Below are 25,198 nucleotides of genomic sequence, written 5' to 3'. Positions count from 1 at the left end.
GCGTCCAATACGAGTCTTTTTGCCTGAGAGATTCATAGCACTTGCTACTTGCTCCTTCGGCGACGTGACTTCACGTTCTCTCCCCGTATCATCATCCGCGTTAGCTTCAATTAATTAAATCATTAAGATTACTCTCAGCAATATCCTAACATTGAACGCTATAAAAACGCAATCTTTTTTTAATTTCAGTTTAAAACCGAACGATGATTGATTTTACTGTTCTTTTATTCGCCTTTCAATCGATTTACTTGAAATGCAATATACTCAACAATTTGACGTAATGTACGACTTGCAGTTAAAACCTGGATATGACCTGCATCACGATAATATTTCCGTCTGTTGTTATACAGTATTTCTAATTCCTGCTCGGTGGACTTTTGGACAATTGGACGGTTTTTATCATTACGGATTCGCATATAAATGTCCTCAAATTTAGCATCCAGGAAAAATACTAATCCTGTATGGCGCATAATTTTTCGATTTTCTTCATTGACTGCTACCCCTCCGCCAGTGGCAATTATGCATGCTTCATCTCGAAAACTTTTCAAAAATTCCGTTTCTATTTCGCGGAACCGCGCCTCTCCGAATTTTTCAAAAAGTTCAGGAATCGACATTCCCTGTTGTCGGACAATTTCATGATCCATATCATAATAAGGCATTTTCAAGTAATAACTTAACCGTCTACCAATTGCACTTTTTCCGCACCCCATAAATCCTACTAAATATATTTTTCGCATGCCAATCACCTTCTTCTAATTACGAACTACTCCATCTAACTTTACTCACTATTTAGTATATTTATCGTAGCACGAACGTAAATAGATTCCAATGAATTATATATATTTATGATAACAAATTAAAAAATTTATTTGAACATATCGTTATACTACAATAAACGCTTGTTAATGTTGATTTGATGCGGTTTACAATTAGTTTTATTTTTTCTGCCGAAAAATATTCGGTTTTAAGGAAAAAATATTAAACCGATTACAACCGAATGAAGGATGTTGAAGTGGGGTACATTTGGGGGTGCTCTATTTTTATGCAAGTTTATTTATAAAAATAAAAAAAGATCGCATAGGCAGGTGCGAATACATATTTCTTCTTATTAAAAACCTTCCACCAATTAAGATGGAAGGTTTTTGTTATTTACTCACATGCCCAGCCGTCATTGTCTCGGTCCATTTTAGACTGATAAGCAGGATGGTCAGATGAAACGCCTTTTGGATAATCTACACGTAATTCTGAGCAATTTTTATATGTTTTGCTTGGTAGTGTAGGTGTTGTCGGTGGCTCAGGTTCCGGTTTCGGTTCTGGCTTAGGTTCTGGTTTTGGGTCCGGCTTGTCGATGTCACCAGGCACTACAAATTCTTTGCCATCCAATTTATAGCCATTACAATCCATAGTAGCTACAATTGTACCGTCTTGAGCTGTAGAATACGCTTTCGCTCCAACCGCTTTAATGTTAGCTAATACTTCTTGATGAGGATGGCCGTAAGAATTATCTTTACCATAAGATAAAATTGCAACTTCTGGATTCACGGCTTTCAAGAAATCTAACGAGCTACTTGTGTTAGAACCATGATGCCCTACTTTTATAATTTGAGCAAAGAACGATTCATAATTATCTACAAGTTCACTTTCAATTTCTTTACTTGCGTCACCCATTAATAAGTACTCTGTTCCACAGTACCCTCCACCAACAACTAAACTTGCATCGTTAGTATCTTCGGCATCAGGGTTAGCATGAAGAATTTGTAAATATGCGTCCGTATCGTTATCATATTCTAAAATTTGTTCATACTCCGGCACTACATATTTAATGTTTTTCTTGTCGATAGCTAATAACATATTTTCGTAAGTTTGAGATGTGTGTGTTTTTCCTGAATCAACGAAAGTACCAACTGTAAATGCATTTAATACATCTACCATACCGCCGATATGATCAGCATCAGGATGTGTTGCAATTGCATAGTCTAACTTTTTAATGCCTAGTGATTTTAGATACGCAACTACTGTTTCGCCATCTCCATCTGTCCCTGCATCGATTAATGCATTTTTACCGTCTGCTAGTTGTATTAAAGTAGCGTCACCTTGACCAACATCGATAAAATGCACTTTCATAGGCTTTTTAGTAGTTGGTTTATTCGGTTCATCAACTACAACATCATTTGATGCAGTAATATTAATAGTTTTTGTTGCTTGATTCCACTTAACTTCAGCGCCGAGAGCCTCCCCGATGAATCGAAGTGGTACAAGTGTGCTGCCGCTAACAACTTGCGCTGGCACATCAATGTTTACTGTTTTCCCATTTACTTTAGTTGCTTTTGAGCCGATTTTAAGCCAAATTTTAGTCGTACCTTTTGTTGCATCAATTGTTTTAGATGTTTGGTCCCACTTAACCTCTGCACCTAAAACTTCAAAAATACCTCGCAACGGTACTAGAGTACTACCGTTTTTTAATACTGCCTTGTCACTGTATGATTGTTTTGCATTATCGACATAAATCGTAATGCCACTCGATGCATCAGCCTCTTCAACGTTTGCAAACGAAAAAGAGAAAAATACTAGCACTGATGCAAGTAAAATTTTTAAACTTTTCATATTTGTCCTCCTACCGAAATTGTATTTCGTGTTAATTATGTATTTATATGACAAATAATACAAGGATAAAAATAAGCCCTCCGCAGATGATGGGAAGGCATTAATTATGTTTATCCATGATGTCACGACCAATAACGGTCCTTGTCCTCCATTGCTTTTGTCGCAAAATCCTCTACTAATTTAAGAGTGTCCTCTTTTGTCTTGTTGATGCCGTTGCAAGTGCCGTTTGTAGTTAGCTCATCGCTCAATCTGATAACTTCGTAATTTGCTAAATAGGTCTCGTGCGGATTCACACCGAAAATATTTAAGTGAATATTTACGATAGCTTGGTGACTCAATAACTCCATACGGTATATTTCCGTTTTGTACTCTCCTACTCGCTGTAACAATGAATTGGGTAATGCGTACATGCATCTCGCCTCCTTTACATCAACTTACAGTATTTAATATGCAAAGTAAATGAAATGCGCGAAACTGTCTATTTGGACGTAAAAACTCCCCCCAATTAAAACTTTTGGGTGAGCATATTTTCAACTTCATTTTTTAGTTGTTTATTATTATATTTCAAAACCCCTTCAATTCCCTGCATCGTGTAAAGATAATTGCTATGTTCATCATCCACCCGTTTCCATCCACCAACTTGTATCTTATTTAACCTTAAAAGACGTTGTAAGTTGTAATAATCATGATGGATTGCATCAAGCAACTTATTAATTACGTCTTGCAATTTTTCCGTTTTAAAACGATCTGGATATTTTTCAATTTGCTCTTTATCACTCATTAAAGACCTATGCGCCATGTCGATTAAAATAAATTGGTGAAGTAGTTGCTGTTGTTCTTCTGTCATACGATACCACGCTCTTTATAAACGACTGGAGCAATTGCTAACACATTGTCTATGATAAAAGTACGTTTTGATTGTTTGGTAAAGCAATACACTTGAAACTTATCACCTATTATTTTGATGATTTTAATACGACGTTTACTAATGGCACCATTCTTTGATATATACATCAAATCGATTAATTGATTACGTTGCACTGCTTTTTTTAGTTGTTCTTGCATAATCTGCACTCCCCTAAAATTAAAATACGAACAATAGTTTGTGTTCATTTTAGAACAAATGTTCTCGTATAGCAAATGGAAGATTTATGAACTAAAAAAAAGACATAGATTTACTCGTCATTGTAAGATAATGTATAAAATGTAAATGTAAAAATTAGGAGGTTTTTTTAAAATGAAAAAACAATTGAAAGTGGCAGCAATGAGTACACTTTTATTATCAAGTTTAGCTGTACCAACTGGAGCATTTGCGGATGGTCCAAATATAACCAATGTACAAGCGAGTGCACAATTTACTGACGTTAGTAAAAATCATTATGCTTATGATGCTATCCAGTGGGCACAACAACGAGGCATTGTAAGTGGTTATACCAATAGCAAAGGAAAACCAAACGGTAAATATGGTCCTAATGATAGTGTAACTGAGGCACAATTTGCAAAAATGATTTCTGAATTTCTGCAGTTAAAAGATGATAAAGGGGACTTAAATAAATACACATCTGATCTTCATTGGGCGGATGATTATTATGATGCGCTTGCAAGTTACGGCGTTCCGTTGAATGCCTATTTTGATAATAATTTAAGAAACAAACCTGTTAAGCGTGGAGTAGTTGCGCAAGTAATCGGTCACTTAACTGGAAATGCTACTTCGTTAACCGACTCAATCAACTATATGATTGGAGAAGGAATTACTACTGGTCAGAATCCTCAATTCGAAAATAAAGATATATTAAAGTATTTTGGTTCTCAAAACACATTAACTAGAGCGGAAGTAGCAGCATTTTTATACCGTATGCATAATGCTAGTATAGATGAAGCTATAGGAAATGCTATAGATGCTCATGAAAATCAAGAAGGTCTATCTTTAGTTGGTCAAGCAAATAAAGGAATAAGTAGATTAGATAAAAGTTTACGTTTTGGAAATTTAGGTCCCGATGGAAAATATGATAATTTCTTTGGAGATGGTTTTGAAGTAGTAAAACCGAGTCCTCCTATAAAAACTGATAGTGAATACATTAATGAATTAAAAACTCTTGTGGGTGATGAGAATATTCAGAAGTTAGAAAATAAAGGTTTTAAATTTAGTTCAACTAAACAGCAAAGTACTGGTTCTGTGTCTGTTGGGTACAGTGACGATAGAAATGGTTACTATACAAATATTTTCTTCTACATGAAAGACGGTGAGTTGGATATAATTGCGGCAGATTTTCCTCATGACGGCGTAATTGAGTTGTATGCAAATTTAATGGGTATAAGTGAAAGTAAATTAACTGGAGGAGCGTCTGATATGAACATTCAAAATAGTAAGTACTCGATTAGATATTCTATTGGTGCTTACATTTTAGACATAAAGTAAAAAATAATTAAGGTGTGTTGGGATATTTTAATAATATAAAAATTGGTTAATTAAACCTTTAATCCAGCACCCTCTTCCATTCCAGTCATAGTAAATGTTGAATATTAGGAGGAGAATTATGTATAAAAAAAATATTATATTAAATAGTGCAAAGTTAGGATTCTGCAGTATTTTAATAGCTGCTAGTGTATATGGTGCTCTTGGAACAGAGGTAATTACTGCAGAAGCTTCAAGCAATGAAATAAATACAAAAGTAGCTCAGCAAGTAGTAAGTCAATTTAAAGATGTAGATAAAGGGAATTATGCTTTTGAAGCGATTAATTGGGCTAAGGATAGAGGGATTGTTGAAGGTTATCCAGATGGTACATTTAAACCGAACGAATCGATTACTGAAGCACAATTTGCTAAGATGTTAGCTGAGTTTTTAAAGATAAAAGATGAAAAGGGAGATTTAATTAAATATACCCCGGATAAACATTGGAGTGATACTTATTATGATGGATTAGCTTCATACGGCGTTCCGTTAAACGGTTATTTTGAAAATAGTTTAAGAAATACCGCTGTAAAACGAGGCGTTATCGCACAAACAATCGGACATATGACAGGAAACGCTAATGCTTTAAGTGACTCGATTTATTACATGATTGGAGAAGGCATTACCACGGGACAAAACCCACAATTTGAAGGTACTGATTTATTTAAATTCTTTGGCAGTAATAACAATTTAACACGTGGTCAAGTAGCTGCATTTTTATATCGTATGCATAACGCTAATGTTGATTCAGCCACAGGGATTTCATTATTAGCTTACAAAAATGAAGAAGGTTTAAGCTTAGTTGGTCAAGCTAATAAAGGAATGAGTAAATTAGATAAAAGTTTACGTGTAGGTAAATTAGGAAGTGAGACGCCTGTAACTGGTGGAGGAAATAACGATGGTAATACAAAGCCGAATCCTCCAGTTGAAAATAGTCCAGATTATAATGACGCTAAATTACCTGTAAGTGAGACTGCTAAATCTGTTGATGTAGAAACAGTTAATAAGTTAGTTGATAGTTTGTCTAGTAGTACATATCAAAAATTAAAAGATAGCGGACGTGAAGTAACTTTTACTGATGCAGGAAGTACTGTAGGTTTTGATAAAAATACTTTTGTTATTAAGATGCAATCTGGAAACTATAAAGGTTCGGTTTCCTATAAGAAAACTGATAACCCGGATTTAATTGTAGGTATTGTAAAAGATTTATATGGAATAAGCATTCCTAAGAATGAGGTATTTTCCTCTGATAAAGGTACTATTTATACAAGTAAGTATATGATAGAGAGTTATGGTAGTACCCTTTTAATAAGTATTGGAGATTTCAGGGCTAAGTAACTTTTATGTATCCTAATTTAAGTTTAATCTCTAAACAAAAAGTATCAAAAATACAGTTTATAAAAGAAGCTCCTTCCAAAACAATTTAATTATATTGCGGAGGGGTAAGTATTTATTTTAATATTTTCAAATTATTTTTATGTAAACGCAAAAAAGCCCGCCACTACTGCGATTTACAGTATGACGGGCCTAATTTAAATTAAATCACTCTAATTCTTTAATACTAATATTGTTCTTTGCCATAATAGTTTTAATGACTTCTATACCAATACTTGTTAGAAATTCATTTTTGTTGCTAGATAGATAACTCTTTTCAATAGCTTTGTAAATTTTAACAATTTTAGGAATCAAATAAAGGTATAAATACATTGGAATTATAACCGCTTTATCTTCTGGAGTAATCGGTAGATCTATACTCGAATTCTTCGCTACTACCATTTGAAGTTCCTTATTATCATTAGAAATTTCGCGTAAATAAAAGGTCATTGTGGCTTCAGGCATTTGTAAATCCATTTTTATAGATGTAATTGGATATCCATTTGTTAAAAATGCTTTTGTAATAATTAATTCAGCTGTTTGTGTACTTCGGCCTTCAAATTGGTTATCTTCATTGATAACGTTTCCTGTAAAACCGTTAATATTATCTAAATAAATTTCCTCATTAATTTGAAAATCTTTTTGAATAAATTTATAGAACAACCAATTAAACAATTCTGAATTAATCTGATGTATAGCAGTAATTGGATCTATTAGATTTTCACCAACAAGATTTTTAATTCTACGTAAATCGTAAAATTCTGTCGAGAAAACAATCATATAATAATTATCGTTCCATTCTATAAATAGAACATCAATTAAAGAAGTATTTAAACGTTCTTTTTTAGGTAAAAGTATTCCAGTTACGCTATCTTTAATCTGACGGGTAGTGAATTCACACGAAGCTAAAGCCTTTTTATATTTGAATTTTATATCATCATTAGGGAAATTAACCTCAGTTTCTTCACTTGAAGAAACCCACTGTGAAATAAAATATTTATCTTCTTCAGGAATATTTTCTGGTATGTTCTTTGTTGACAATTTTTCACGAAACTTCTTTTCGAGGATTTCATTTTGTACATAATTAAAATCAGCAATTTCGTTTTTTAATTTATATAGAGTATATCTCTGGTTTTTTTGCAGATAATTCATTACCCAAATCCTACCCTTCAATTTGCAAGTTTTTAACATCAAAAATACAATATTTATACAAAAACCATTTTAGTTTTGAGTTACTAACTTCCATACTAAATTTAATTTCACTAACCCCAGCTGAAATGCGTTGTAATTGTAGATCTTTAAAAATTTGCGTTTCATTCTTTGACGAAGAGTATAAATCGAATATTTTGAAATACCATACATTATTATTTATCTCACTATGTTCGTCTGTTTCAAAACCATCATTCAATTCTACAGAAAAAATTTTGGGGTTCATTTCCATTTTCACTTTACATTGCATCATTTTTAAGAGTGTTAATTGAAGTAAATTGAATTTAGCAGAAAATTTTATTCTAAGAAACTGTGGTTCTTCTGGATTTTTTTTGAAATCTAAAATTTCAAGAGTTTTATTTTTCTCATTTGTATATGTAATTAATATTTTTGGTCTCACATTAAAAGCTATTAGTTTCTTTATAGTTGCCCAAACAACCATGCTTACTATATAACCTATCACTACTGAAAATGAAAAAAGAATCCCTAAAAACTTTTCTATATTGCTTGCACTTATAGGAATACTTTTCATAAACGTTGTAATATTTGCTGTGTATTTGGTTGAGATTATCAACGCTAATACACTTCCTGTAAATATGAAAAACGCATCTGATAATTTCGATTTTATTTTATCCTTCATTATTAATTAAACCTTTTCCAGTAAAAAGAAATTCGATTAGATTTAATAATATATTATTATATTCTTCATTAAATCTGTTTGAAACGCCAATATTACCGCTTGAAAATATTCGAATTGAATTATACTTATCGAATATATCAAAATCAATATAGCTAATCTTTTGTCCTGTTTCATTTAAAAATTCAAAAGAAGATTTTACATCATCTTCTATCATTTCTTTTACTTGCATCTTTTCAATCTCGGCTTCTTCTCCATCAAATTTAAATTCAAAATTAACAAATTTAAAAACTTCACTTTTTGAAATTTCCAACAATAAATACAGAAACTTGTAATTAGTCATAGTTAAGGGTTTATATAAATCTTTAGAAAAAAATTCCGCTATTTTTTCTTGGTTAATATTATATATATCAGGATTATACCTCACGCAAATGTACTTATTAGCGTTTTTTATTGCATAACATTCGTCAGAAAATAAAGATGTGAAATAATCGATGTTTTTTATATCAAATGCTTCACTTACTTTGATTGGTTTATATACTCGCACATTTCACACTTCCTTTCGTTTAATTGTATTATATACGATAAGGATAAATTATACTAATTTATATTTCATATGTAAAAACTAAAAAAAGCCCGTCACTACTGCATTTAAACAGTAATGACGGGCTTTGAATTATTTTGCTACAATTAGACGTTGGTTAACGATCAATTTAAGACCATCGTAATCACCATTTGTCATCTCACCTTTATCAAATTTCACTAACCACGATTGATTGATAAGACCTTTACCAACAAATTGTACTAATTCATCTCGTACCGCTGATTTTGTTGTTGATGAACTGAATTGCATAATGTTTTCATCTCCTTTAACAACTGTATTTTTATCGCCTGATATTGCAATCTGATATGCAACCTCTGTTCTAGCTCGATACTTCGCGAAGTTGCCATCACGTCTCATAATGAGCTCTGGACAATACTTGCCACTCCAATCTTGATGTGGCCGTACTTCATTTGCTGAAAGTTTGTAAAAACATATTAAATGAACCGTCAGTGCAATTGCATTTTCTTCCGCTTGTTCGTAATGTTTTTGGTCTGAATGCATACAAATTTCAAGCCCAATCGATTTACTGTTTCCGTTTCCTTTAGCTCCATCTCCACAATGCCAAGCCGTTTCGTTAAAAGGGATATGAATATAAATGTAATCCTCATCAACGGCCGCATGCCACGATACATGTGAAGTATCACGTACAGACTTACCAGCTAAGTTGTGAATTAGATTATTATGGGCTTTTGCGTTTGCTCCTTTACCGCGGTTACCCGTATTATGAATGGTTACGTACAGCGGTTTCATCGCTGTACACGGACGTATTTCGGGATTGCCTTTTTTAATAATGTCGATTACGACTGTAGCTTTGCCGATTTTGTCGCCCGTCTTTAATCCAGCTACTGAATAGGTCATTTTTGATCAACTCCCTTTGTCACCTTAACTAAGTCAAACGCTCCACTTGCAGCTAATCCGCCAATAAACCCAGCAACAGCCATAGTATAAATGCTGTAAACCGTCAATGGCTGCAGTAAAACACCAAATAAAATACCGACTGCCAACGAGACAATCGGTATGTAACGTTTTGTTAAATTGAGTGTCGTTTTTAATACCTGTACTAAGGCTGTAATTAGCCCCACAATTGTCAATGCGATGATAAATAATGTTGTTAAATCCATTTTAAGCGCTCTCCCTATTCTCAAATTTCTCCATACGTAAACGTAGGTCCGAAACATCAGTTTTTACCTCATTAACAGTAGCTCCCATTGTACTAATTGCTGTCACAATTTCCTTTTGCGTCTCGCTAAGAGACAGATTAGCCGTAATCGATTTGTCGATTTGCTCAGTCATTTTCTTCTCGCGTTCTTTTGATTCATCACGATGAGCCTGATCTAAATTGATTAAATAATTGAAAATATATCGCCCAGCTAATAATGCCGCAATGATTAAAATGATTGATAAGTAAATCCACGGATTTGGACTGCTAGCCACTTTTTCGGCTATACCTGCCCCTGTTATTACTAATAGTTCCATTGCCCTCACCTCTACCCATAAAAAATAGCACTGCTCGGTACAGTGCGTTTCTCTGTATTTGTGTATAAACGTTAAAAAACTTGCGCTGTGAGACGCATCGAGAAATTACTTCGTGGGTAGTTGCTCACCTCGATAACGCTCACAATGCAATATAAAAAGCACCCTCGAGTGAGAGTGCTTTTTATTAATTAATTTCTACATCATCTAGATTAAGATTTAATTCATTTGCTACAACTTTAATTAATTTTTCTGGATTATCTTCTTGGCTTTCAATATTTACAAACCCATCTGACAATTTAGTATCTTCAACTTCATTGCCATACTCATCATAAAATTTTACTTCAGCAATGCGAATTACCCCTAACATATATTCTGGCATATCATCATCTAAAAAAATTACTGCTGATTTAATGTCACTCATCAATATCACCTCCTAATGGATTATTTTACTATAAAAATAATTTTATAGTAAGGAAGTTAATAGATTTTACCTGTTATTAATTTATATTCTTCAACAGTAATTTCACCATAAGGATTGCTCTCTGTGACAACAGCTAAACGCAGTTGATCAGCTGTCACCCATTTTAAGTTATAAGCCATTTTCCAGAATGCCATTATGAAGCACCTCCTTTCATTGCCATGATTTCGAGTTTCATTTGTGCTACTTGAGCGCCTAACCCGTTGATAATTGCATCCTTTTGTATATTGGATAGTTTTTCTAAAGTGAGTTGCATGCCAAGTTCTGCTACTTGTTCTTCGGTCGTAGGTATAGAACCTACTTTTTCAAGTGGTCCTAATTCGCCATTAGGAAGCCTTCTTCTTCTCCACATTATTCAAGTACCCCCATGATTAAATAAATTTTATTATCAATATTAGTATTAGCTCTCGTTGTAGTTAACTTAAGAATAATATTGTCTTTCGGCTCAAGAGTTTCGTGGTAAAATTCGTCTTCTACAACACCTTCATACACAGGGTCTGTAGAATTTGCTGAAAGTGGCACATATAGTTCTTGTTCACCTTTTAAAGTCATAGATAGCTCAGCAGATATTTGAAGCCCCTCATCTCGTTGAATCCACAATAAAACGCCCTTTGCAGATCCTTTTGGTGGCTCAATTTTATAACGAGCTACAGATTGCAAAATAGGCGTTTTGATTTCATTTTTATTTAGTTTGATTGTTTTACTTGTTTTAGCCCCGTAATTGTCAACTACCTCTATAATGATGGTATTTTGACCAACGACCAACTGAGCGAGTGAAACTTCAAATTCCCACGCTCCACCTGGACCATTATAAATCTCAACTGAATTGCCAGCGTTAATACGGCGTGTCACTGTAACGTTTGAATTAGCATCTTGATCTGATGCGTTACCGTTGATTGTAAACTTGTCCATATCAACTACACCGGATGGCACAACAGCATCTACAGTTAATAGAGGGGCACGGTTTGGTACGACGTAAAATGCACGCTCAATAATTGCGGAGGTTGCCTTTTCGCTGTCTTCAGCCCAAACTTTTAACGTGTGCGCTACTCCGTCAGCTAAATCTCCTGTAATGACTGTTTCGCCGTCATATAGCTTGCCACCTTTAAACGTGAGCTGCTTAGATAGAGCGATTTGCGTTTGGCTTAGATTTGTTGCTAAAACCTTACGTTGCTCATTATTTATTTGATAGTACGCTGTTACTGATTGGTCCGGGTCTGCATCATGAGCATTACCTGCAATATTTAGTGTATCATTTTCGTATAGCGTTTGATTATCAGAAGGCGCTGTTAGTGAAACGGTTGGTATTGAATTATGTTCAACATTAAATATTGTTGAATTCCGATATCCTGAATAAGCCGAACCATCAAATGCGCGTACTCTGAAATCTACTTTATCTATTGTATCGTCAGATAATAAAGTCAGCGTTCTTGTGAGACTTGTACTATTTACTAATGCTGTCCACGTTTGCGCAACACCGTTTTTATAATAACGATATTCTGGGAAATAGGTTATCTGATTGCCATCTGCATCGGATGATGGTCCCCATGCTATCGATACAGTTTCTCCGCCATTCATCTTGCCTGTTGGTTGTGTGAACGCGCCTGGGGTTGTCGGTGCTGTGTTTACATTAACTGTTCCAGCGTAAACATACCAGTAACCACCACTTACGGCATTATCAGGGTAGGCGCTTCTTGATGCGGACGTCACTTGCCCGACGTAACTTCCCTGTGATTGCCCACCGGTTACAATGTCGGTATATCTTGCTTCGTATAAATCCGCGAGCAAGTCCCCACCTGTACTTACATTGTTTACTTTAACTACCTGTCTAGTAGCTCTAAGGTTATTGTAGGGTATTTGGTAGTATGTGCCACCAACCTGTAAGTTTCGTCCATTTATCGCCGTTAATCCACTCGTAGAGAACGTATATTCGCCTTCATAACCTGGGGTATTAATAGACGAATGGTAGTTCTCATGACTGGCAATTCTAACATTAGAACCTAGTAAACTCCAGTTTATCTTCAAACCACCTGTCGATATGTTATACCTATTCCATGCGTACGCCAATGCCATCTTAAACCACCTCCACTACTTCGACATTGAACGTTTGCCAATTGCCAACGCCCATCTCAGCATTAACCATATCAATCGCCACATTACTACGAGCCACTTTTGCGCCTTTTTTATAGCTGTTTACAAGCTCTTGGACTGTGATTGTATCTGCGCCAACTGCCGTAATCATTACATCCTCGCTTGATACGTCATCAAAAATTGTGACTTGTGTAAATGCGGCAAAGCCTGTCACATTTGCAACTTTTAAGACTGTAGTACCTATTTCAACAGGTTCGATAACATCCGTTAGCGTTGTGTCTAGCTTAATTTTATTGGTGTTCCCATCGAGTGTGTCGGCAAAGGTACCGCTGTTACCTGGAACCCTGCCGTCAAGCTCCATTTGTACGCGCATACGCTCCATTTGACGATACATATCGTTTAAAAACTGAAAAGCGTTCCAGATACCCCATTCGAAATTGTTGGCGTATTCCGCCCAAAAAGTAGTACCGAATGTCTGTACTTCACCAGTAACTGGATCTATTACTTCGTCTTCCCAATCGATGCGAGTATACGGATTGTTTTTTTGATTAATAGGTATTGGTCCATTCATTAGTGACATATCATACACCTACTTTCGAAATGATTTCTAATTCAAACGGGAACGCAACTACATAACCCTGCGAACCAATTGTATAATTCATTGTTTTGACGTACCATTCGCGCCCGTGCGAATCAATTAAAGCCACACGGGTAACCGTTCCACGTTCAGTTGTAAATTTCACATATTTACGTAATCCGTATGTACGGCTCACATGAGAAATTTCTTTTTCGTAGGTATTTCCGTCAATTATTACTTTTGCTTTTACGGTATTCGCGTCTAAAAAGTCTATCATGCTACTAATGGCGATAGGCTGTAATTCTGTAGACATTTACCTCTTCCCTCCCGCTCGGAATTTCCCTGTTATTGGCGCTGTTACTGACCAATCGTATGGAGATTCCACTTGATATGTTGGTAAACCTTGAGCGTGACCTGGTCTTGAAGCTGTGCGGAATCGCCCGCAAACATTGGGATTCATTTCCCAACCATATGCACCTTCAAAAATCTGGATAATTTCTCTTACCATACCTTCTGCAATGGTTAACCATATATTCATTGGTAGCATCGGCTCTAATATTTCAAACACTTCTCGGTATTGCCCGATTTCAATTGGTAACAATAATTCAACTTCAAATTTTTGCGGATTTAAATTCAAATGATAATTATCGATACCAAGGATTGAATTAAGCAATTGCTGAACTGAGCGCCACGTGTAAGGTAACTTATTATTGATTTTCGCAAGTACTCTCATTCTCCTTACTTCTAATGAGTCAGAAGGTCTGCGTTTCATTTTTAAAAGATTTTCCCATCGAGATATTCCACTTACATCAGTTTCGTGAATAAACCGCATCCGAAATAATTTCAATAAATCGACCCGTACTTGATTAAAATTAGAATTCTCAACCTTACAGATTTCGATAATTTCTTCAAAATCATTAATAGTGGATGGGTAATGCCTTTGAACATCAACTTCATAGGTAAGCGGCTCATACATTCGTTATCTCACCCCTATTTGGAATAGAGTTTGCTTCTAAAATAAGGTTATTCGCCTCACCATTAATAGTCGTATTTTGTACGTCAATAATTCCGTTGATTTCTAACATTTTAGATTCCAACTGTACGATACGAATTACAATTTGAGTTGCAACTTCCCAACCCTTTTTTAATTCAAGTAAATAATCATCAACCATTTGCTGTACATCTAGTACGACATCTTCCCAATCAAAACCATCTTCAAAAACAATTGAAGGGAAATTGATGCTCACTGTTGATTCACCCACACCTACCACAAGTACGGTATGACCAATCGCCGCAATGCCCAAGCCTTCACCCTGATTTGTTACTGGATCTATTGCTGTTTGCAACGTTTCAATCAAAGGAAGAGAAGGGACATTGTAAGTAGAATCTAATATTACTAATTTCACGTTATAGATCCCTTCGCGAATACGGAAGGCTTTTACGCCACCGATACCCTGTAATTCGTGTACTTTTTCTAAATAATCTTTTCGATTCCCACCGTAAGCTAAGGCTTCAAAACTATCTAAATAGCGTTTTCGTAGGCTTTCAGTTTCTTCTTCATCTTCCCCAGGTATTAATAATTCAGTTAAGGTTGCTGAAGCTAATCCGTCTACATATTCAATTGGAATTAATTGACCGAAATAATTATTCCCCACTATCCCAACTGTTTCGCATTCCAATTTAAAAACACCGTTACCGATTCTTTCAATAACGATGTAATTTAATGTATCTAAAGAAAATCGACTTCCGATAGGCACATCAATATTAAATTCTCCCTTTAAAATGGCCTTTTCAGCTGAGTATGGATAAATACCTCTATCTCTGCATAAACGTATTAAAAATTCACGGGAAGCTGTGTCGCCAAACATTTCCTGTAGCATGCCATCCATCGATAAATAAAGCTCGTACAATTGGATGGTATGAGGTGATAACGTATCCCAAATAATAGCGCCTTCCCGTTTGTCTACATCGTTTTTTACCATATCCAAGGCATCGTTTAACAATTGTTCCTGACTGATATGCTCAAACATTACGTAACGATCACCTCTCTTTCAATTTCAATGGCGCCAACGACGGTGTGAGCTGTAAATTGCACATGCACCTTATGCTTAACATGACTAAAATTAAAAGCATCAACACTTTCGATGCGGTCATCGTGTGTTAATGCTTCTGTGATCAATCTTTTTAGTTCGCTATATACATAAGGAATCGGTTGCCCGAACAGTTTTGCTATTTCTGCGCCGTAGTTCCATGTATAGATTAAATAATCATAACGCTCTGTGCTTAACGCTTTGTAAATAGCTTGTTCAACAGCCTCACGACCATCTGCATAGCCAACAATGCGCTTGCGCTCTAAATCCAATTTATATGTGCGTGAAGGCTGAACGACTTCCTCAAAATCTACTGTAGAATCTTCAAATTCATTTTGCGGAATCATCAAACCACCTCTTTATCAATAATTAAAAATTGTTGTCCACCGTGCGCACGAATCATCGTTACCTTATCCCCAACAATTAACCCATTGTGGATAAGGAACTTTTTACGACCTTTGTACTCATGATTGTGTGAAGCGAATGAAGCGGCATCCGAACCGCCGGAACGATTTTCGGTTAAGTGGTCCACTGTCATATCCACTTCATAATCCATAACAGCACGTGTTAATTTAAGCTGTTCTTGCTCAAGCAAAAGCTTTTGGTCGATACGTACTTTTAATGGAGCGATACTTTCAACTGTACCATATACAACATCCGTTAACTTTTGCGCATTTACACCATCTAAAACAACTTTTCGAATGGAGCGAATAATATCTGACATATCACGCAACGAAATCACCGCCAATCAATTTTAAATCCATTCGGTGGTCGGATTCGTAAAATGAATGTTTTACCGTTTCAACCATCATAAAATTAGCTACGGACAAATCACCTAAATACATTTGCGCTCCAAGTGTAGAGCCACCTCTTACACGTGGATCTCCAAACACATTATTAATATGGAGTTTACGCGATTTACGATTATAAAGAGTAAGCAATGCATCGGCTTTCACCTTGCCATTTTCGCCCTCGTCTACACTTTCTGTATACTGCAACATGCCCCATTGATTCATATTGGCGCTATCCTGAGCAATAAATATTTCACGTTTGCCCGTCTTTTTATTTTCACGGGATAACTTGATTTTGTTGTACGTATTTTCGTCTATGGACGTAGTGTATTCAAATGTTTCGCCACTTTCTTCATCGACTAAAATATCCAATTTAAGCTCTTTCACGTTGCGGTAATGCAGTTTTCCGTAATTGTCATACAAAATAAAGAGATTGCCAGTATTCTTCGTCGTAATGGCCCCAGCATTATCCATTATCGTAAATAACTCTTGATTATCCTCTACACGCGACGAAATGACATGCTTTGTATCATCAATTAAGCCACCTTGTAATTTAAAGTCGGTTATGAGCATTTTTAATACTGCGGCAGCCGTTTTATTTTTGTACACATAAGTATCTTTATTTTTGAAATAACGCAATTGATCGTAAGCAGTAACGGAAATAATACGGTTATTTGTACGTTTTTTGATAAACACAAAGCCACAAAAGATTTTATGGCCATCATAATCAAAACGCACCATATCGCCCTCGTGAAAACCTAATAATTCATCCTTAATCACGTTAAAGGTTAGTTTACCAGGCATCGATTTTCGATGGGTCTCCCATATTACGGGCTCCTGTACGGCACATTCGTAAATGTTTCCACGGGACAAAATTAGTAACTGATATTTACCCAAGTTTAATCACCTGCCCAACTTTAATGGAATTAGGATTAGATAAATTATTCAGCTTAGCTAGTTGAGTGTATTTAGAGCCATCACCTAAATGACGTTTTGCTATTGCCCATAACGTATCTCCCGTTTTTACAGTATGAGTTTTAGGTGTTTCCTTGCCCGTTGTAGCTCTGTTCTTTTCTACTGTGACCTTTTTGGCGTTAGTGTTACTTGATGCACTAGACGAGCTTGTAGAGCTTGATTTGATGTTTAATTTTTTCGTACCAAATGGACGGAATTGTTTTAGCGATATAGTCACTTTAATATCAAAGCCGTTTTCAGCGTCCTCATCAATAGGATACTCCTCTAATGATACCGTCATATTCGTATCAAATAATAAAGAGCCATCCGGCTTCATTCGATTAACGATGAACTGGAAGGGCTCTTCTGAGAGTTTTAATTTTTCGAGATGCTCTAAAAAGTAAGATGCTGGTTGAAATCCGTTTGGATATACCGCATATGGATATTTCACATTAGGAAATTCTACTTCGAATTCAATATTGGTTAGTCCTGCTTTTTTGAGGATATTGACCTCACCCTCGTTGATTAAAGTGATCGTTTCGTTTTTGTTATTAATTTTCATGCTCATAGCAGGTGGAGCAACAGGTAGTTGCACACCATCCATGAAAAAGTTATACATCGTCACTGTCCCCCTCTGCTATTACTGCGATTGTTTCTTCTACCTTTTCGCCGAAACGATCAATAACCCCATCGATATCCATTTCGGAATTGATGTGGTTCTCGTTTTTCATATCAACTTTAATTTCGGCTGTTGTGTAGCGGTTGATAGATTCACGTTCTGCTAAATCGCGGAGGTATTTCAATTCGTCAACGCTACCTTCCATTGATTTTGCCATTTTTGCTGTGTTTTTCGCTGTATCTTTATTGGCAGGAGAATCGTTTAATTTCCCTACACCAGCAAGAAGCTCATCCCATGGTAAACTTTTATCTTCTTTCCTTTCTTGACGTGGATCACCACCGAATAAATTTTCACCCCAGTTGTAACCTTTATCCCAAGCAGTACCTAAATTTTTCATATCCATTTTCGGTGCTTCCCAGTAATCTGCTGGTGCTTCACCTACCCAATCATTAACTTTATTTTTCAGACCACTGTAATCAGCAACAAGTGAATGACGTTGTTCAAATTCACCAACTTTTCCAATTTCGAGGTCGAGACCAGGAATAGTGTTTAAAGCGTCAATTACCCAGTTAATAGCACGGATAGCCATGTTAGCTCCACTGATAAACATATTCGCCAAATTGGTTGCTGCACTATCAAACGCTCCCACCATAGCTAACCCCATATCGATTGCATTATTAGCTAAATTACCAAATAAACGTTTGATAGTATAAGTAGGTTCAAACCAGACATTAGCCCAAAATTCAACAATAGCCGCAAAATGATTCCATAAAAAAGCGATAACATTGAAAATCGTGGTTCCTAAACTCAAAAATAATCCAGCAATTATACCTGTTGCGCTGATAGATTCATCTCTAAATCGATTGACGACACCAATAACTAAATAAAATACAGTCACCAATACTATAATAGCTCCTATTAGCCACCCGATTGGATTAGCTGAAATGGCGATACTTAACGCTGCCATTGCTGCTGTAAACCCATATGTTGCCCATGTAGACGCAACCGTTGTGGCTACATACCATAAATTGCGCACCCCTGCTGTAGCCAACGAAAATGTAGTTACTACTATTTGACGATTAGCCCACAACCACGCTATCGAATTGGCAATTAACGCTGTTGTCACACCCCCTATTAGTGGGCCGATTAGTGACCAATTATCGTAAAGGAAAGCCCCTGTATTTGTCATCATATCTAACGCCCATGCTGACACCGTGGCAATAGCATACAACCCGTTTGTAATACTACCTACAAATGATTCCATTCGTTCACTGTTAGCAATATCATTTATTTTTTGAAGAATTGGTGAAAAAGCATTAACTGCAAAGTCTTTCATATTCGTCCAAATTTGTCCCCATGTTAACGGCATTTTTTCAAATGCGGCATTCGTTTCTTCCGCTGCATAAAACATGGCATTTTTTATAATTTCGGCTGTAATTACGCCATCAGATGCTAATTTCTTAATATTAGATGCATCCATATTAAATGCATCTTCTAAATAGCGTTGAATATTAGCTACAATTGGTTGAGCATTATCTAAAATTGCGTTTAATTCTTCTCCCTGTAACCTACCGGCTGCCATAGCTTGAGTAAGTTGAAGCATGACAGATTCAACACCAACTACAGATGTACCAGCAATTGCGAAGGTTTTATTTAATTGCTCAGCAAAAGCTATAATTTCTAAATTACTTCCAAAGGCATTTGCCGCTTGCATACCTAGTTTACCAACCAAATCAGCGGTAGCCTGATAAGGTGCGTAAGTTCTTTGTGCACTTTCATAAATCATTCGCTGAAGCTCTGCGGTAGTTTGCAAACCGTCATTCATAAGATCTAAACGAGCTGTAGTATTTGTCATTTCATCAGATAAACCGACAATGCCTATTACCGACTGGATTGACACATAAGCACCTACTATAGCTAATAACTTACTTAACATCGCATTGGCTGCTGATGTCCCTTCACGAATAGAATCGTTAAATCTATCTTGCTGGTGATCAGCCTGACGTATTTGAACTTCAATCTCATTAAAAGCTGATTCAGCACGTGCTAATTCACGTCTTGCTAGTTCGATAGCTGATGCATCAATAGCGTTACCACTAGCGCGTTCTATATGTTCGAAGCTATTAATAGTTGATTGCATCGCAACATTCATAGCGCTAAATGCTTGTGACAAATTATCTTGAATTTGAATAGCTGTGCGGATTGTTGCCATATAAATAATCCTTTCGCTCATAATAAAAAGCACTCAAGAATTGAGTGCTTTAAAAATGCTAAAAATAATTTGAATCATAAGTAAATTTCGCTATACCAAAATTCTTATTTTCAATTTCCAAAATCCATACACCTTCAACATCATCAGATACTCGTTCATATCTAAGGGCGTAATTAGTATCTGCTTCTTTGCGCATACTTGAGTTTGGGGAAATTCCGAACATAGGGAAAATATCCTCTTTTTCCTCGAAACTCATAATTGTATTATCATGACCTATATAATCACCAGAATAGATATTCGCTCTAACCAAAATGTCATCAAATAAAATAAATTCATACTTATTACCTTCGTAAATGTACAGTTTCCCGACTATACTTTGGTTATTTTTTGGTACCGTCCATTCAAAATCTTCAATCTGCTCAGGTTCACCCATGATTTTGACTAATTCGGAACTACTTATTTTGTTGAATTGCGTTACATCAATGACTTGTTCTACCGTTTTGCTCTTACTAGTATTTTCAGAAGAACAAGCTACTAACGTAAATAGAAAAAATACAACAGCGATAATTTTTAGTTTCATTTATCATCCCTCCTCCCCATAAATATACATAATTCAGGAAGGAATAACCATATCATCCTTTTCGCTTTCCTTTTCGCCCAGTTTTCTTTGATTCTTTTTCAGCCTTTTCATCAGCCTCTCGCTTAAGTTGTACGGAAGCGATAACCATAGCTTTTTCCCACTTAGGCAAAGAATCATATTCGGACGGCCACTTATGAAATTTGTGCAAACAGTAGTAAGCAATGTTTGCATCATAGTCGCCATCCTCAATTAGTTTTTTGCTTCTTCTACTGCCTCATCCATGCCAACATCAAAGCCGTTAGCATTTTGTACAACTTTTAAATACTCGGCATATTCACCAGGTAATAGCATCTTTTTAAGTAATGCCTCAGCGCCCATTACCTTGTATGAATTTTGAAGATCCACGTCATGTAAATTTGGGAATACTGTGCATTCTACCGCTAATGTCGCTAAGTATGCATCGTAATCTGTTGTAGGCTGGAATACGTTTTTTTTGCCCGGTACCGGTAAACGTTTTGTATTTTGCTTACGTAAAGCCTCGTCACGATCTGAATCTACTGCAACAATTTGCCATTTCATCGGCTCTTTTGTTTCAGGGTCCACGAAGCGTTTTGAAACTACGCGCTCCTGTGAGTCTGGTTTAATGGCATTTTGAGCCAAGAATGCTGATAAATTTGTCATTATTAGTCACCGTTCCTTTTTGATTTTTAAGTATATGAAAAGCCTGCCGAATAAACGGCAAGCTCATTATTGCATTTCGGCTAAAATAGAGAACTCTTCAGGCATATCCCAATCCTCAAACGTAAAGTCAATAGTATCCTCTAAATACTCTGCGTCAGCATCTAAGAGAGCAATGATGCCACCATCTAAGTTACAATCCAGTAAAATTGTAGTTTGACGACCGACGGTAGAAGAACCATCCTCATTTGTGGCTTGGACATCAAAATAGATATCTTCACCAGTATCTTTGTAACGTTTGAGTAATTTACGGAAAATCGATGTGTTGAAGTGGAATGTTGCTGAACCAGTACCTTCCCATCCAGTTGACTTATTACCTTTGCCGGTGCGTCCCATAATTGGTACTTGCGTTTTGGTTTTATCCATGCGAGCTTCTAAATTAATTAATTGCGCGAATTGATAACGCAACCCCTCAATTGTCACGAAAGCTTTACCTTGTGCACCATGAACAGCATCGCGACCATGCATTGTGTTAGCATTTGACATTTATACCCCTCCTCACGCTACCATCGTTGTCACATATAATTGCGACATTGTTAGCGTATTAATAACTTCCTCTTGAATCACTACAGCACGTTTCGATTCGCCTTGACCTACTAAAAGTTTTTCTTTGTCATAATTTTGGATAGCCCGGATACGTTGCATTTCGCCTCGATGCTTCCCAATATCATTCCAAAGAGATATACGACCATCAGTATCATTTGGCACTTTCCCTAAATAACGAGTATTAAACAGATGGGCCGTATCGATTGCAAGTTGATCTAACACACGGATAGTTTGATTAAACGAAAAATCTTCGTTTTTATCTGTTCGGAATGATGTAAATGTATTTACATCTTCTAATACATTAATTTCGCTACCAACTCGATGGAAGACATATTTACCCGTATTCAATAACAGCGATAATTGAGGTTGCGTTTTTGTTTCAGATAAATCAATTTCATGTTCACCGTTATACGTGCGATTTGTATTCGATTGATTTACTGCTACGCCGGCTTGTACGCCAGAAACCCAATAAACTGCACCGAATTTTTCTTCCCCATCACCATTTGCATCATTCTGTATATCGATAACTCCCTCATGATCAATTGCACCAAGCTTATGACCAATAAGTTGGAACTTGCCGCCAACTTCATCTCGGATACGCTTTGTATACTCGACGTAAAGTGACTTAATAATTGGATCTTCTGATAAACAGCCAATTGTATTAAAACCATACGCTTCTAGTTCATCGAGTGCCATTTGGTGTGGTGTGCCTGCTGTTAATGCAGTCGCGCCATTTGCCCCACCTATTAAAGGCGAACCAGCAGTCGCCGCTAACGTTGTGGTAGTTTTAAAAGAAACGAAATCGTTTGCCTTTAAATCTGCAGCAGTTGCTACAGCGTATTGTTCATCTACTAAAGTTCCAGCAAGTAAGGTTTTTACATCCCATATCGTAGGCTCATCAACATTTGCTTGAACAGTAATTGTAATATCATTACCTCGAACTCCTTTGTAATTAGCAGTAGCAAGCTCATTTGTCGCTTTTGAGCCACCTAAATTCAATTTGTAAAAGAACACAACAAGCGCGCCTTTGAATAAGTCTCGAATCCCCTTCAACTTCGGATGAGTATAGTCGTAACCGAAAATTTTCAGAGAATCTTTTTGCATATCCTCTTTTGTAACTGTCATCACTGCATCATCAACACCCCAATCAAGAGCCATTGGTTGTGCTGCATAACCACGATCAGAAAGATTCACGAATGCTCGTGCTTTTGAAATAAAGTTTTGATATGTCCCGGGCAATACTTTATTTTGTGTTAGCCAAAAACCCCCACCTAATGCCATTAATTCTTCACCCCTTCATCAAATTGCTTTAAAATTTTGTCCACCTGAGCGAACGTGTATTGCTCACTGTCTTTTAGTAATGCATTAAGAGCATCACGACGATGAATATATTTACGACTTGTGACCAGCTGTGATTTTGTGAATTTCGGTAACTTCGAAGTAACGACTTCTGCTACCTTATCAACGTCCACTGGCTCGACCTTTGCTTCAATCTCTTTCGCCAACTGAACTCACCCTTTCTCCATTTGTGTAATGATCAAATGACCCCATAAGCACTTTCGCCTCAATCTCTTGCAAAAAGAAATCAAAGCGCATGAAGTTATGACCGATTCCGTCAACAACCTCACTATTCGCACCTCTAGCAAGCATTTTAGCGCCATTTAGCAAAGTAACATCCTTTAATGCCCGTTGGACTTTCAACGTCATATTCGCGCTTTCTGACGCACCTTTTTGAGGGAAATACTGTACGTTAAATAACGGAGTAACTTTCCAACGATTTCCGATTTGCCTAATGTGCTCAAAGTTTAAAAATTGAATAAAAAAACAAGGCGTTTGAAAGCCTTGTGGTATTTGATCCGTATATTTTTTATAACCACTTCCGAATACTTCTTGAAGCTTACGGGAAATAGCAATGCTAATATCATTAATTTCCATCGAAAGCCTCCTTTAGCATTCGTGTGAGTTTCTTATCGATAATGGACGGTGCTGCACGTTCAACTTCATCAGCTGAAATGGTCATCATGAATTTACCGTTTACCCAACCTTGATGGTTAGCTGTCCTGTGACCGAATTCAACCCACATAGCGTATTCCGTTGGATTAAACACTTCAATTTGATAACTACTACCAACTTTCTTTACAGTCGTATCAACTGTCCAAGCGTTTCTTAAAGTACCACCTGTCATGCCTGTGCTAGGAGTAAATGATACTTGTTTTCCATCATTCGTCGTGAAATTCACAGGTTTATCATAAACGCCAACAGGTGTCCGCAATTTAACCTTACGTAACAAACGAGCAGCAATCTCTTTCGTCATAGCTTCAAGAAACTTTTCATAATCATGGCCGAGACGCTCTATTTTCTTTTTCATGCGCTTTAATTCACGAAAATCAACCCTAGCTCCACGTCTAGCCATTAAGCATAACCTCCGAAAATATCGAGTACGATTTCTTGATGGTCAATAAACATACCCGGCTCACCACTACGAGCATAATCAGCAGTCTTACCATTCTGTGTGACGGTTATTTTGCATCCGGCAGGTATTTCAAACTCATTGCCAAGCGACAATTTAATTTGTTGCACTAAAATAGCACCTGCACCCGTTTGAGATGTAGCGCTAATTGTTTTATGAGATAGCTTACATTTAAGGTTTTCGTGAAGTATAACCTCTTGGAATTCAGTCACAAATGTTATTGGATCTTCAACCTCTTGCCAAGCGATAACTGTACATTCACCTTTCCAAAGGCGTTCAAGGGCTTTTCTTCGTGCACTTACCATGTCAGCACCCGATATTTAACAAAATCGACCTCGTTATGCTGTAAATATGCAATAAACGATTCAAACTTTTGTTCCGGGCTGTATTTGGCATCAACTGCATATTCCACGTCTGTATCGCCATCTTGAACCTTTTTAACAACGCCGCTAAAATCTAATGAGCTCACATCAAGCAAGCCCATTGATTTTTTAGCAAACAAAAATTCCCCAACAGCCATATCGATAGCGACATGTTCCAAGCCTTGGGGAATTGCATCTAAATTTGTTTGGTTTTTAATATGATCGGTTGTTTTATTTACTGCAAATGAAAGTAAATATCCATCTGTAGAAGTTGGTTCGTTGGATAAAGTGACACCCAAGGATAGTAAGCGTTCTTTTACTTTTTCAAGCACA

The 25,198-nt window shown here is 36.4% G+C and carries 34 protein-coding genes, 1 pseudogene and 1 riboswitch; of the genes and pseudogenes, 2 read left to right on the top strand and 33 right to left on the bottom strand.

What is annotated here, in order from left to right:
• Position 1 precedes the first annotated feature (1 nt).
• A riboswitch (glycine riboswitch) is annotated at positions 2 to 95 on the bottom strand.
• A gap of 129 nt (positions 96 to 224) precedes the next feature.
• The 5 genes from LZ480_RS07885 to LZ480_RS07860 form a co-directional block, all read right to left on the bottom strand.
• Complete coding sequence (locus LZ480_RS07885) at positions 225 to 737, bottom strand: shikimate kinase (RefSeq protein ID WP_241368864.1); 513 nt, start codon at positions 735 to 737, stop codon at positions 225 to 227.
• Positions 738 to 1,149: 412 nt separating this feature from the next.
• Positions 1,150 to 2,604 (bottom strand): stalk domain-containing protein, encoded by a 1,455-nt coding sequence (locus LZ480_RS07875; protein ID WP_305037313.1) that lies wholly within the window; start codon positions 2,602 to 2,604, stop codon positions 1,150 to 1,152.
• A 122-nt stretch (positions 2,605 to 2,726) separates the two neighbouring features.
• Positions 2,727 to 3,014, bottom strand: coding sequence for a hypothetical protein (locus LZ480_RS07870; protein ID WP_241368863.1), 288 nt, complete (start codon positions 3,012 to 3,014; stop codon positions 2,727 to 2,729).
• 95 nt (positions 3,015 to 3,109) lie between these two features.
• Positions 3,110 to 3,451, bottom strand: a complete 342-nt coding sequence (locus LZ480_RS07865) for a hypothetical protein (protein ID WP_241368862.1) — start codon at positions 3,449 to 3,451, stop codon at positions 3,110 to 3,112.
• Positions 3,448 to 3,669 (bottom strand): transcriptional regulator, encoded by a 222-nt coding sequence (locus tag LZ480_RS07860; RefSeq protein ID WP_241368861.1) that lies wholly within the window; start codon positions 3,667 to 3,669, stop codon positions 3,448 to 3,450. The genes LZ480_RS07865 and LZ480_RS07860 overlap by 4 nt, the downstream gene beginning before the upstream one ends.
• 172 nt (positions 3,670 to 3,841) lie before the next feature.
• On the opposite strand from LZ480_RS07860, the gene LZ480_RS07855 reads away from it, so the two are divergent.
• Positions 3,842 to 5,023, top strand: coding sequence for an S-layer homology domain-containing protein (locus LZ480_RS07855; protein WP_241368860.1), 1,182 nt, complete (start codon positions 3,842 to 3,844; stop codon positions 5,021 to 5,023).
• Positions 5,024 to 5,117: 94 nt separating this feature from the next.
• Positions 5,118 to 5,417: pseudogene (locus LZ480_RS20060) on the top strand (S-layer homology domain-containing protein); the annotation flags it as partial.
• A gap of 1,182 nt (positions 5,418 to 6,599) precedes the next feature.
• On the opposite strand, the gene LZ480_RS07845 reads toward LZ480_RS20060, so the two are convergent.
• From LZ480_RS07845 to LZ480_RS07710, 28 genes are all read right to left on the bottom strand, one after another.
• A complete protein-coding gene (locus tag LZ480_RS07845) occupies positions 6,600 to 7,583 on the bottom strand; it encodes a hypothetical protein (protein WP_241368858.1) in 984 nt (327 codons plus the stop codon).
• Positions 7,584 to 7,593: 10 nt separating this feature from the next.
• Positions 7,594 to 8,280 carry a hypothetical protein gene (locus LZ480_RS07840; protein WP_241368857.1) on the bottom strand — a complete coding sequence of 229 codons (687 nt, stop codon included), beginning with the start codon at positions 8,278 to 8,280 and terminating at the stop codon, positions 7,594 to 7,596.
• Complete coding sequence (locus LZ480_RS07835; RefSeq protein WP_241368856.1) at positions 8,270 to 8,824, bottom strand: hypothetical protein; 555 nt, start codon at positions 8,822 to 8,824, stop codon at positions 8,270 to 8,272. The genes LZ480_RS07840 and LZ480_RS07835 overlap by 11 nt, the downstream gene beginning before the upstream one ends.
• Positions 8,825 to 8,953: 129 nt before the next feature.
• Positions 8,954 to 9,739 carry a peptidoglycan recognition protein family protein gene (locus LZ480_RS07830; RefSeq protein WP_241368855.1) on the bottom strand — a complete coding sequence of 262 codons (786 nt, stop codon included), beginning with the start codon at positions 9,737 to 9,739 and terminating at the stop codon, positions 8,954 to 8,956.
• On the bottom strand, positions 9,736 to 10,002 hold the full coding sequence (locus LZ480_RS07825; RefSeq protein WP_241368854.1) for a hypothetical protein: 267 nt from the start codon (positions 10,000 to 10,002) through the stop codon (positions 9,736 to 9,738). The genes LZ480_RS07830 and LZ480_RS07825 overlap by 4 nt, the downstream gene beginning before the upstream one ends.
• Position 10,003: 1 nt before the next feature.
• Positions 10,004 to 10,357 carry a hypothetical protein gene (locus tag LZ480_RS07820; RefSeq protein WP_241368853.1) on the bottom strand — a complete coding sequence of 118 codons (354 nt, stop codon included), beginning with the start codon at positions 10,355 to 10,357 and terminating at the stop codon, positions 10,004 to 10,006.
• Positions 10,358 to 10,541: 184 nt separating this feature from the next.
• Positions 10,542 to 10,778, bottom strand: coding sequence for a hypothetical protein (locus tag LZ480_RS07815; RefSeq protein ID WP_241368852.1), 237 nt, complete (start codon positions 10,776 to 10,778; stop codon positions 10,542 to 10,544).
• A 56-nt stretch (positions 10,779 to 10,834) separates the two neighbouring features.
• Positions 10,835 to 10,972 carry an XkdX family protein gene (locus LZ480_RS07810; protein WP_241368851.1) on the bottom strand — a complete coding sequence of 46 codons (138 nt, stop codon included), beginning with the start codon at positions 10,970 to 10,972 and terminating at the stop codon, positions 10,835 to 10,837.
• A complete protein-coding gene (locus LZ480_RS07805) occupies positions 10,972 to 11,187 on the bottom strand; it encodes a hypothetical protein (protein WP_241368850.1) in 216 nt (71 codons plus the stop codon). The genes LZ480_RS07810 and LZ480_RS07805 overlap by 1 nt, the downstream gene beginning before the upstream one ends.
• Positions 11,187 to 12,908, bottom strand: a complete 1,722-nt coding sequence (locus LZ480_RS07800; RefSeq protein WP_241368849.1) for a hypothetical protein — start codon at positions 12,906 to 12,908, stop codon at positions 11,187 to 11,189. The genes LZ480_RS07805 and LZ480_RS07800 overlap by 1 nt, the downstream gene beginning before the upstream one ends.
• A 1-nt stretch (position 12,909) precedes the next feature.
• The gene (locus tag LZ480_RS07795; RefSeq protein ID WP_241368848.1) at positions 12,910 to 13,506 is read right to left on the bottom strand and encodes a hypothetical protein; all 597 of its coding nucleotides are present in this window, start codon (positions 13,504 to 13,506) and stop codon (positions 12,910 to 12,912) included.
• Position 13,507: 1 nt separating this feature from the next.
• A complete protein-coding gene (locus tag LZ480_RS07790; RefSeq protein ID WP_241368847.1) occupies positions 13,508 to 13,816 on the bottom strand; it encodes a hypothetical protein in 309 nt (102 codons plus the stop codon).
• On the bottom strand, positions 13,817 to 14,479 hold the full coding sequence (locus LZ480_RS07785; RefSeq protein ID WP_241368846.1) for a putative phage tail protein: 663 nt from the start codon (positions 14,477 to 14,479) through the stop codon (positions 13,817 to 13,819). It lies immediately after the preceding gene.
• The gene (locus LZ480_RS07780; RefSeq protein WP_241368845.1) at positions 14,472 to 15,533 is read right to left on the bottom strand and encodes a baseplate J/gp47 family protein; all 1,062 of its coding nucleotides are present in this window, start codon (positions 15,531 to 15,533) and stop codon (positions 14,472 to 14,474) included. Before LZ480_RS07780 ends, LZ480_RS07785 begins: the two co-directional genes overlap by 8 nt.
• Positions 15,533 to 15,940: a DUF2634 domain-containing protein gene (locus LZ480_RS07775; RefSeq protein WP_241368844.1), complete on the bottom strand. Its 408-nt coding sequence runs from the start codon at positions 15,938 to 15,940 to the stop codon at positions 15,533 to 15,535. Before LZ480_RS07775 ends, LZ480_RS07780 begins: the two co-directional genes overlap by 1 nt.
• Positions 15,940 to 16,317, bottom strand: a complete 378-nt coding sequence (locus LZ480_RS07770; protein WP_241369162.1) for a DUF2577 domain-containing protein — start codon at positions 16,315 to 16,317, stop codon at positions 15,940 to 15,942. The genes LZ480_RS07775 and LZ480_RS07770 overlap by 1 nt, the downstream gene beginning before the upstream one ends.
• A 1-nt stretch (position 16,318) precedes the next feature.
• The gene (locus LZ480_RS07765; RefSeq protein WP_456299981.1) at positions 16,319 to 17,257 is read right to left on the bottom strand and encodes an XkdQ/YqbQ family protein; all 939 of its coding nucleotides are present in this window, start codon (positions 17,255 to 17,257) and stop codon (positions 16,319 to 16,321) included.
• A gap of 16 nt (positions 17,258 to 17,273) precedes the next feature.
• On the bottom strand, positions 17,274 to 17,957 hold the full coding sequence (locus LZ480_RS07760) for a LysM peptidoglycan-binding domain-containing protein (RefSeq protein WP_241368842.1): 684 nt from the start codon (positions 17,955 to 17,957) through the stop codon (positions 17,274 to 17,276).
• Entirely contained in the window at positions 17,950 to 20,169 is a 2,220-nt protein-coding gene (locus LZ480_RS07755) for a tape measure protein (protein ID WP_241368841.1), read from the bottom strand. Before LZ480_RS07755 ends, LZ480_RS07760 begins: the two co-directional genes overlap by 8 nt.
• 58 nt (positions 20,170 to 20,227) lie before the next feature.
• A complete protein-coding gene (locus tag LZ480_RS07750) occupies positions 20,228 to 20,749 on the bottom strand; it encodes a hypothetical protein (RefSeq protein ID WP_241368840.1) in 522 nt (173 codons plus the stop codon).
• A gap of 249 nt (positions 20,750 to 20,998) precedes the next feature.
• Positions 20,999 to 21,430: a phage tail assembly chaperone gene (locus LZ480_RS07745; RefSeq protein WP_241368839.1), complete on the bottom strand. Its 432-nt coding sequence runs from the start codon at positions 21,428 to 21,430 to the stop codon at positions 20,999 to 21,001.
• A 66-nt stretch (positions 21,431 to 21,496) separates the two neighbouring features.
• Entirely contained in the window at positions 21,497 to 21,973 is a 477-nt protein-coding gene (locus LZ480_RS07740; RefSeq protein ID WP_241368838.1) for a phage tail tube protein, read from the bottom strand.
• Positions 21,974 to 21,985: 12 nt separating this feature from the next.
• Positions 21,986 to 23,314 (bottom strand): phage tail sheath subtilisin-like domain-containing protein, encoded by a 1,329-nt coding sequence (locus LZ480_RS07735; protein ID WP_241368837.1) that lies wholly within the window; start codon positions 23,312 to 23,314, stop codon positions 21,986 to 21,988.
• Positions 23,314 to 23,538, bottom strand: coding sequence for a hypothetical protein (locus LZ480_RS07730; RefSeq protein ID WP_241368836.1), 225 nt, complete (start codon positions 23,536 to 23,538; stop codon positions 23,314 to 23,316). Before LZ480_RS07730 ends, LZ480_RS07735 begins: the two co-directional genes overlap by 1 nt.
• Positions 23,522 to 23,968, bottom strand: coding sequence for a phage tail terminator family protein (locus LZ480_RS07725; protein ID WP_241368835.1), 447 nt, complete (start codon positions 23,966 to 23,968; stop codon positions 23,522 to 23,524). Before LZ480_RS07725 ends, LZ480_RS07730 begins: the two co-directional genes overlap by 17 nt.
• A complete protein-coding gene (locus LZ480_RS07720) occupies positions 23,958 to 24,446 on the bottom strand; it encodes an HK97 gp10 family phage protein (RefSeq protein ID WP_241368834.1) in 489 nt (162 codons plus the stop codon). The genes LZ480_RS07725 and LZ480_RS07720 overlap by 11 nt, the downstream gene beginning before the upstream one ends.
• Complete coding sequence (locus tag LZ480_RS07715; RefSeq protein WP_241368833.1) at positions 24,446 to 24,808, bottom strand: hypothetical protein; 363 nt, start codon at positions 24,806 to 24,808, stop codon at positions 24,446 to 24,448. The genes LZ480_RS07720 and LZ480_RS07715 overlap by 1 nt, the downstream gene beginning before the upstream one ends.
• Positions 24,802 to 25,197: a hypothetical protein gene (locus LZ480_RS07710; protein ID WP_241368832.1), complete on the bottom strand. Its 396-nt coding sequence runs from the start codon at positions 25,195 to 25,197 to the stop codon at positions 24,802 to 24,804. The genes LZ480_RS07715 and LZ480_RS07710 overlap by 7 nt, the downstream gene beginning before the upstream one ends.
• Position 25,198: the final 1 nt, after the last annotated feature.

This window comes from Solibacillus palustris (genome assembly GCF_022549215.1).
In the GTDB taxonomy this organism is placed as follows: Bacteria; Bacillota; Bacilli; order Bacillales_A; family Planococcaceae; genus Solibacillus; species Solibacillus daqui.
Note: the sequence above shows the minus strand (reverse complement) of the source record. Positions and strands in the feature narration are given on the sequence as shown.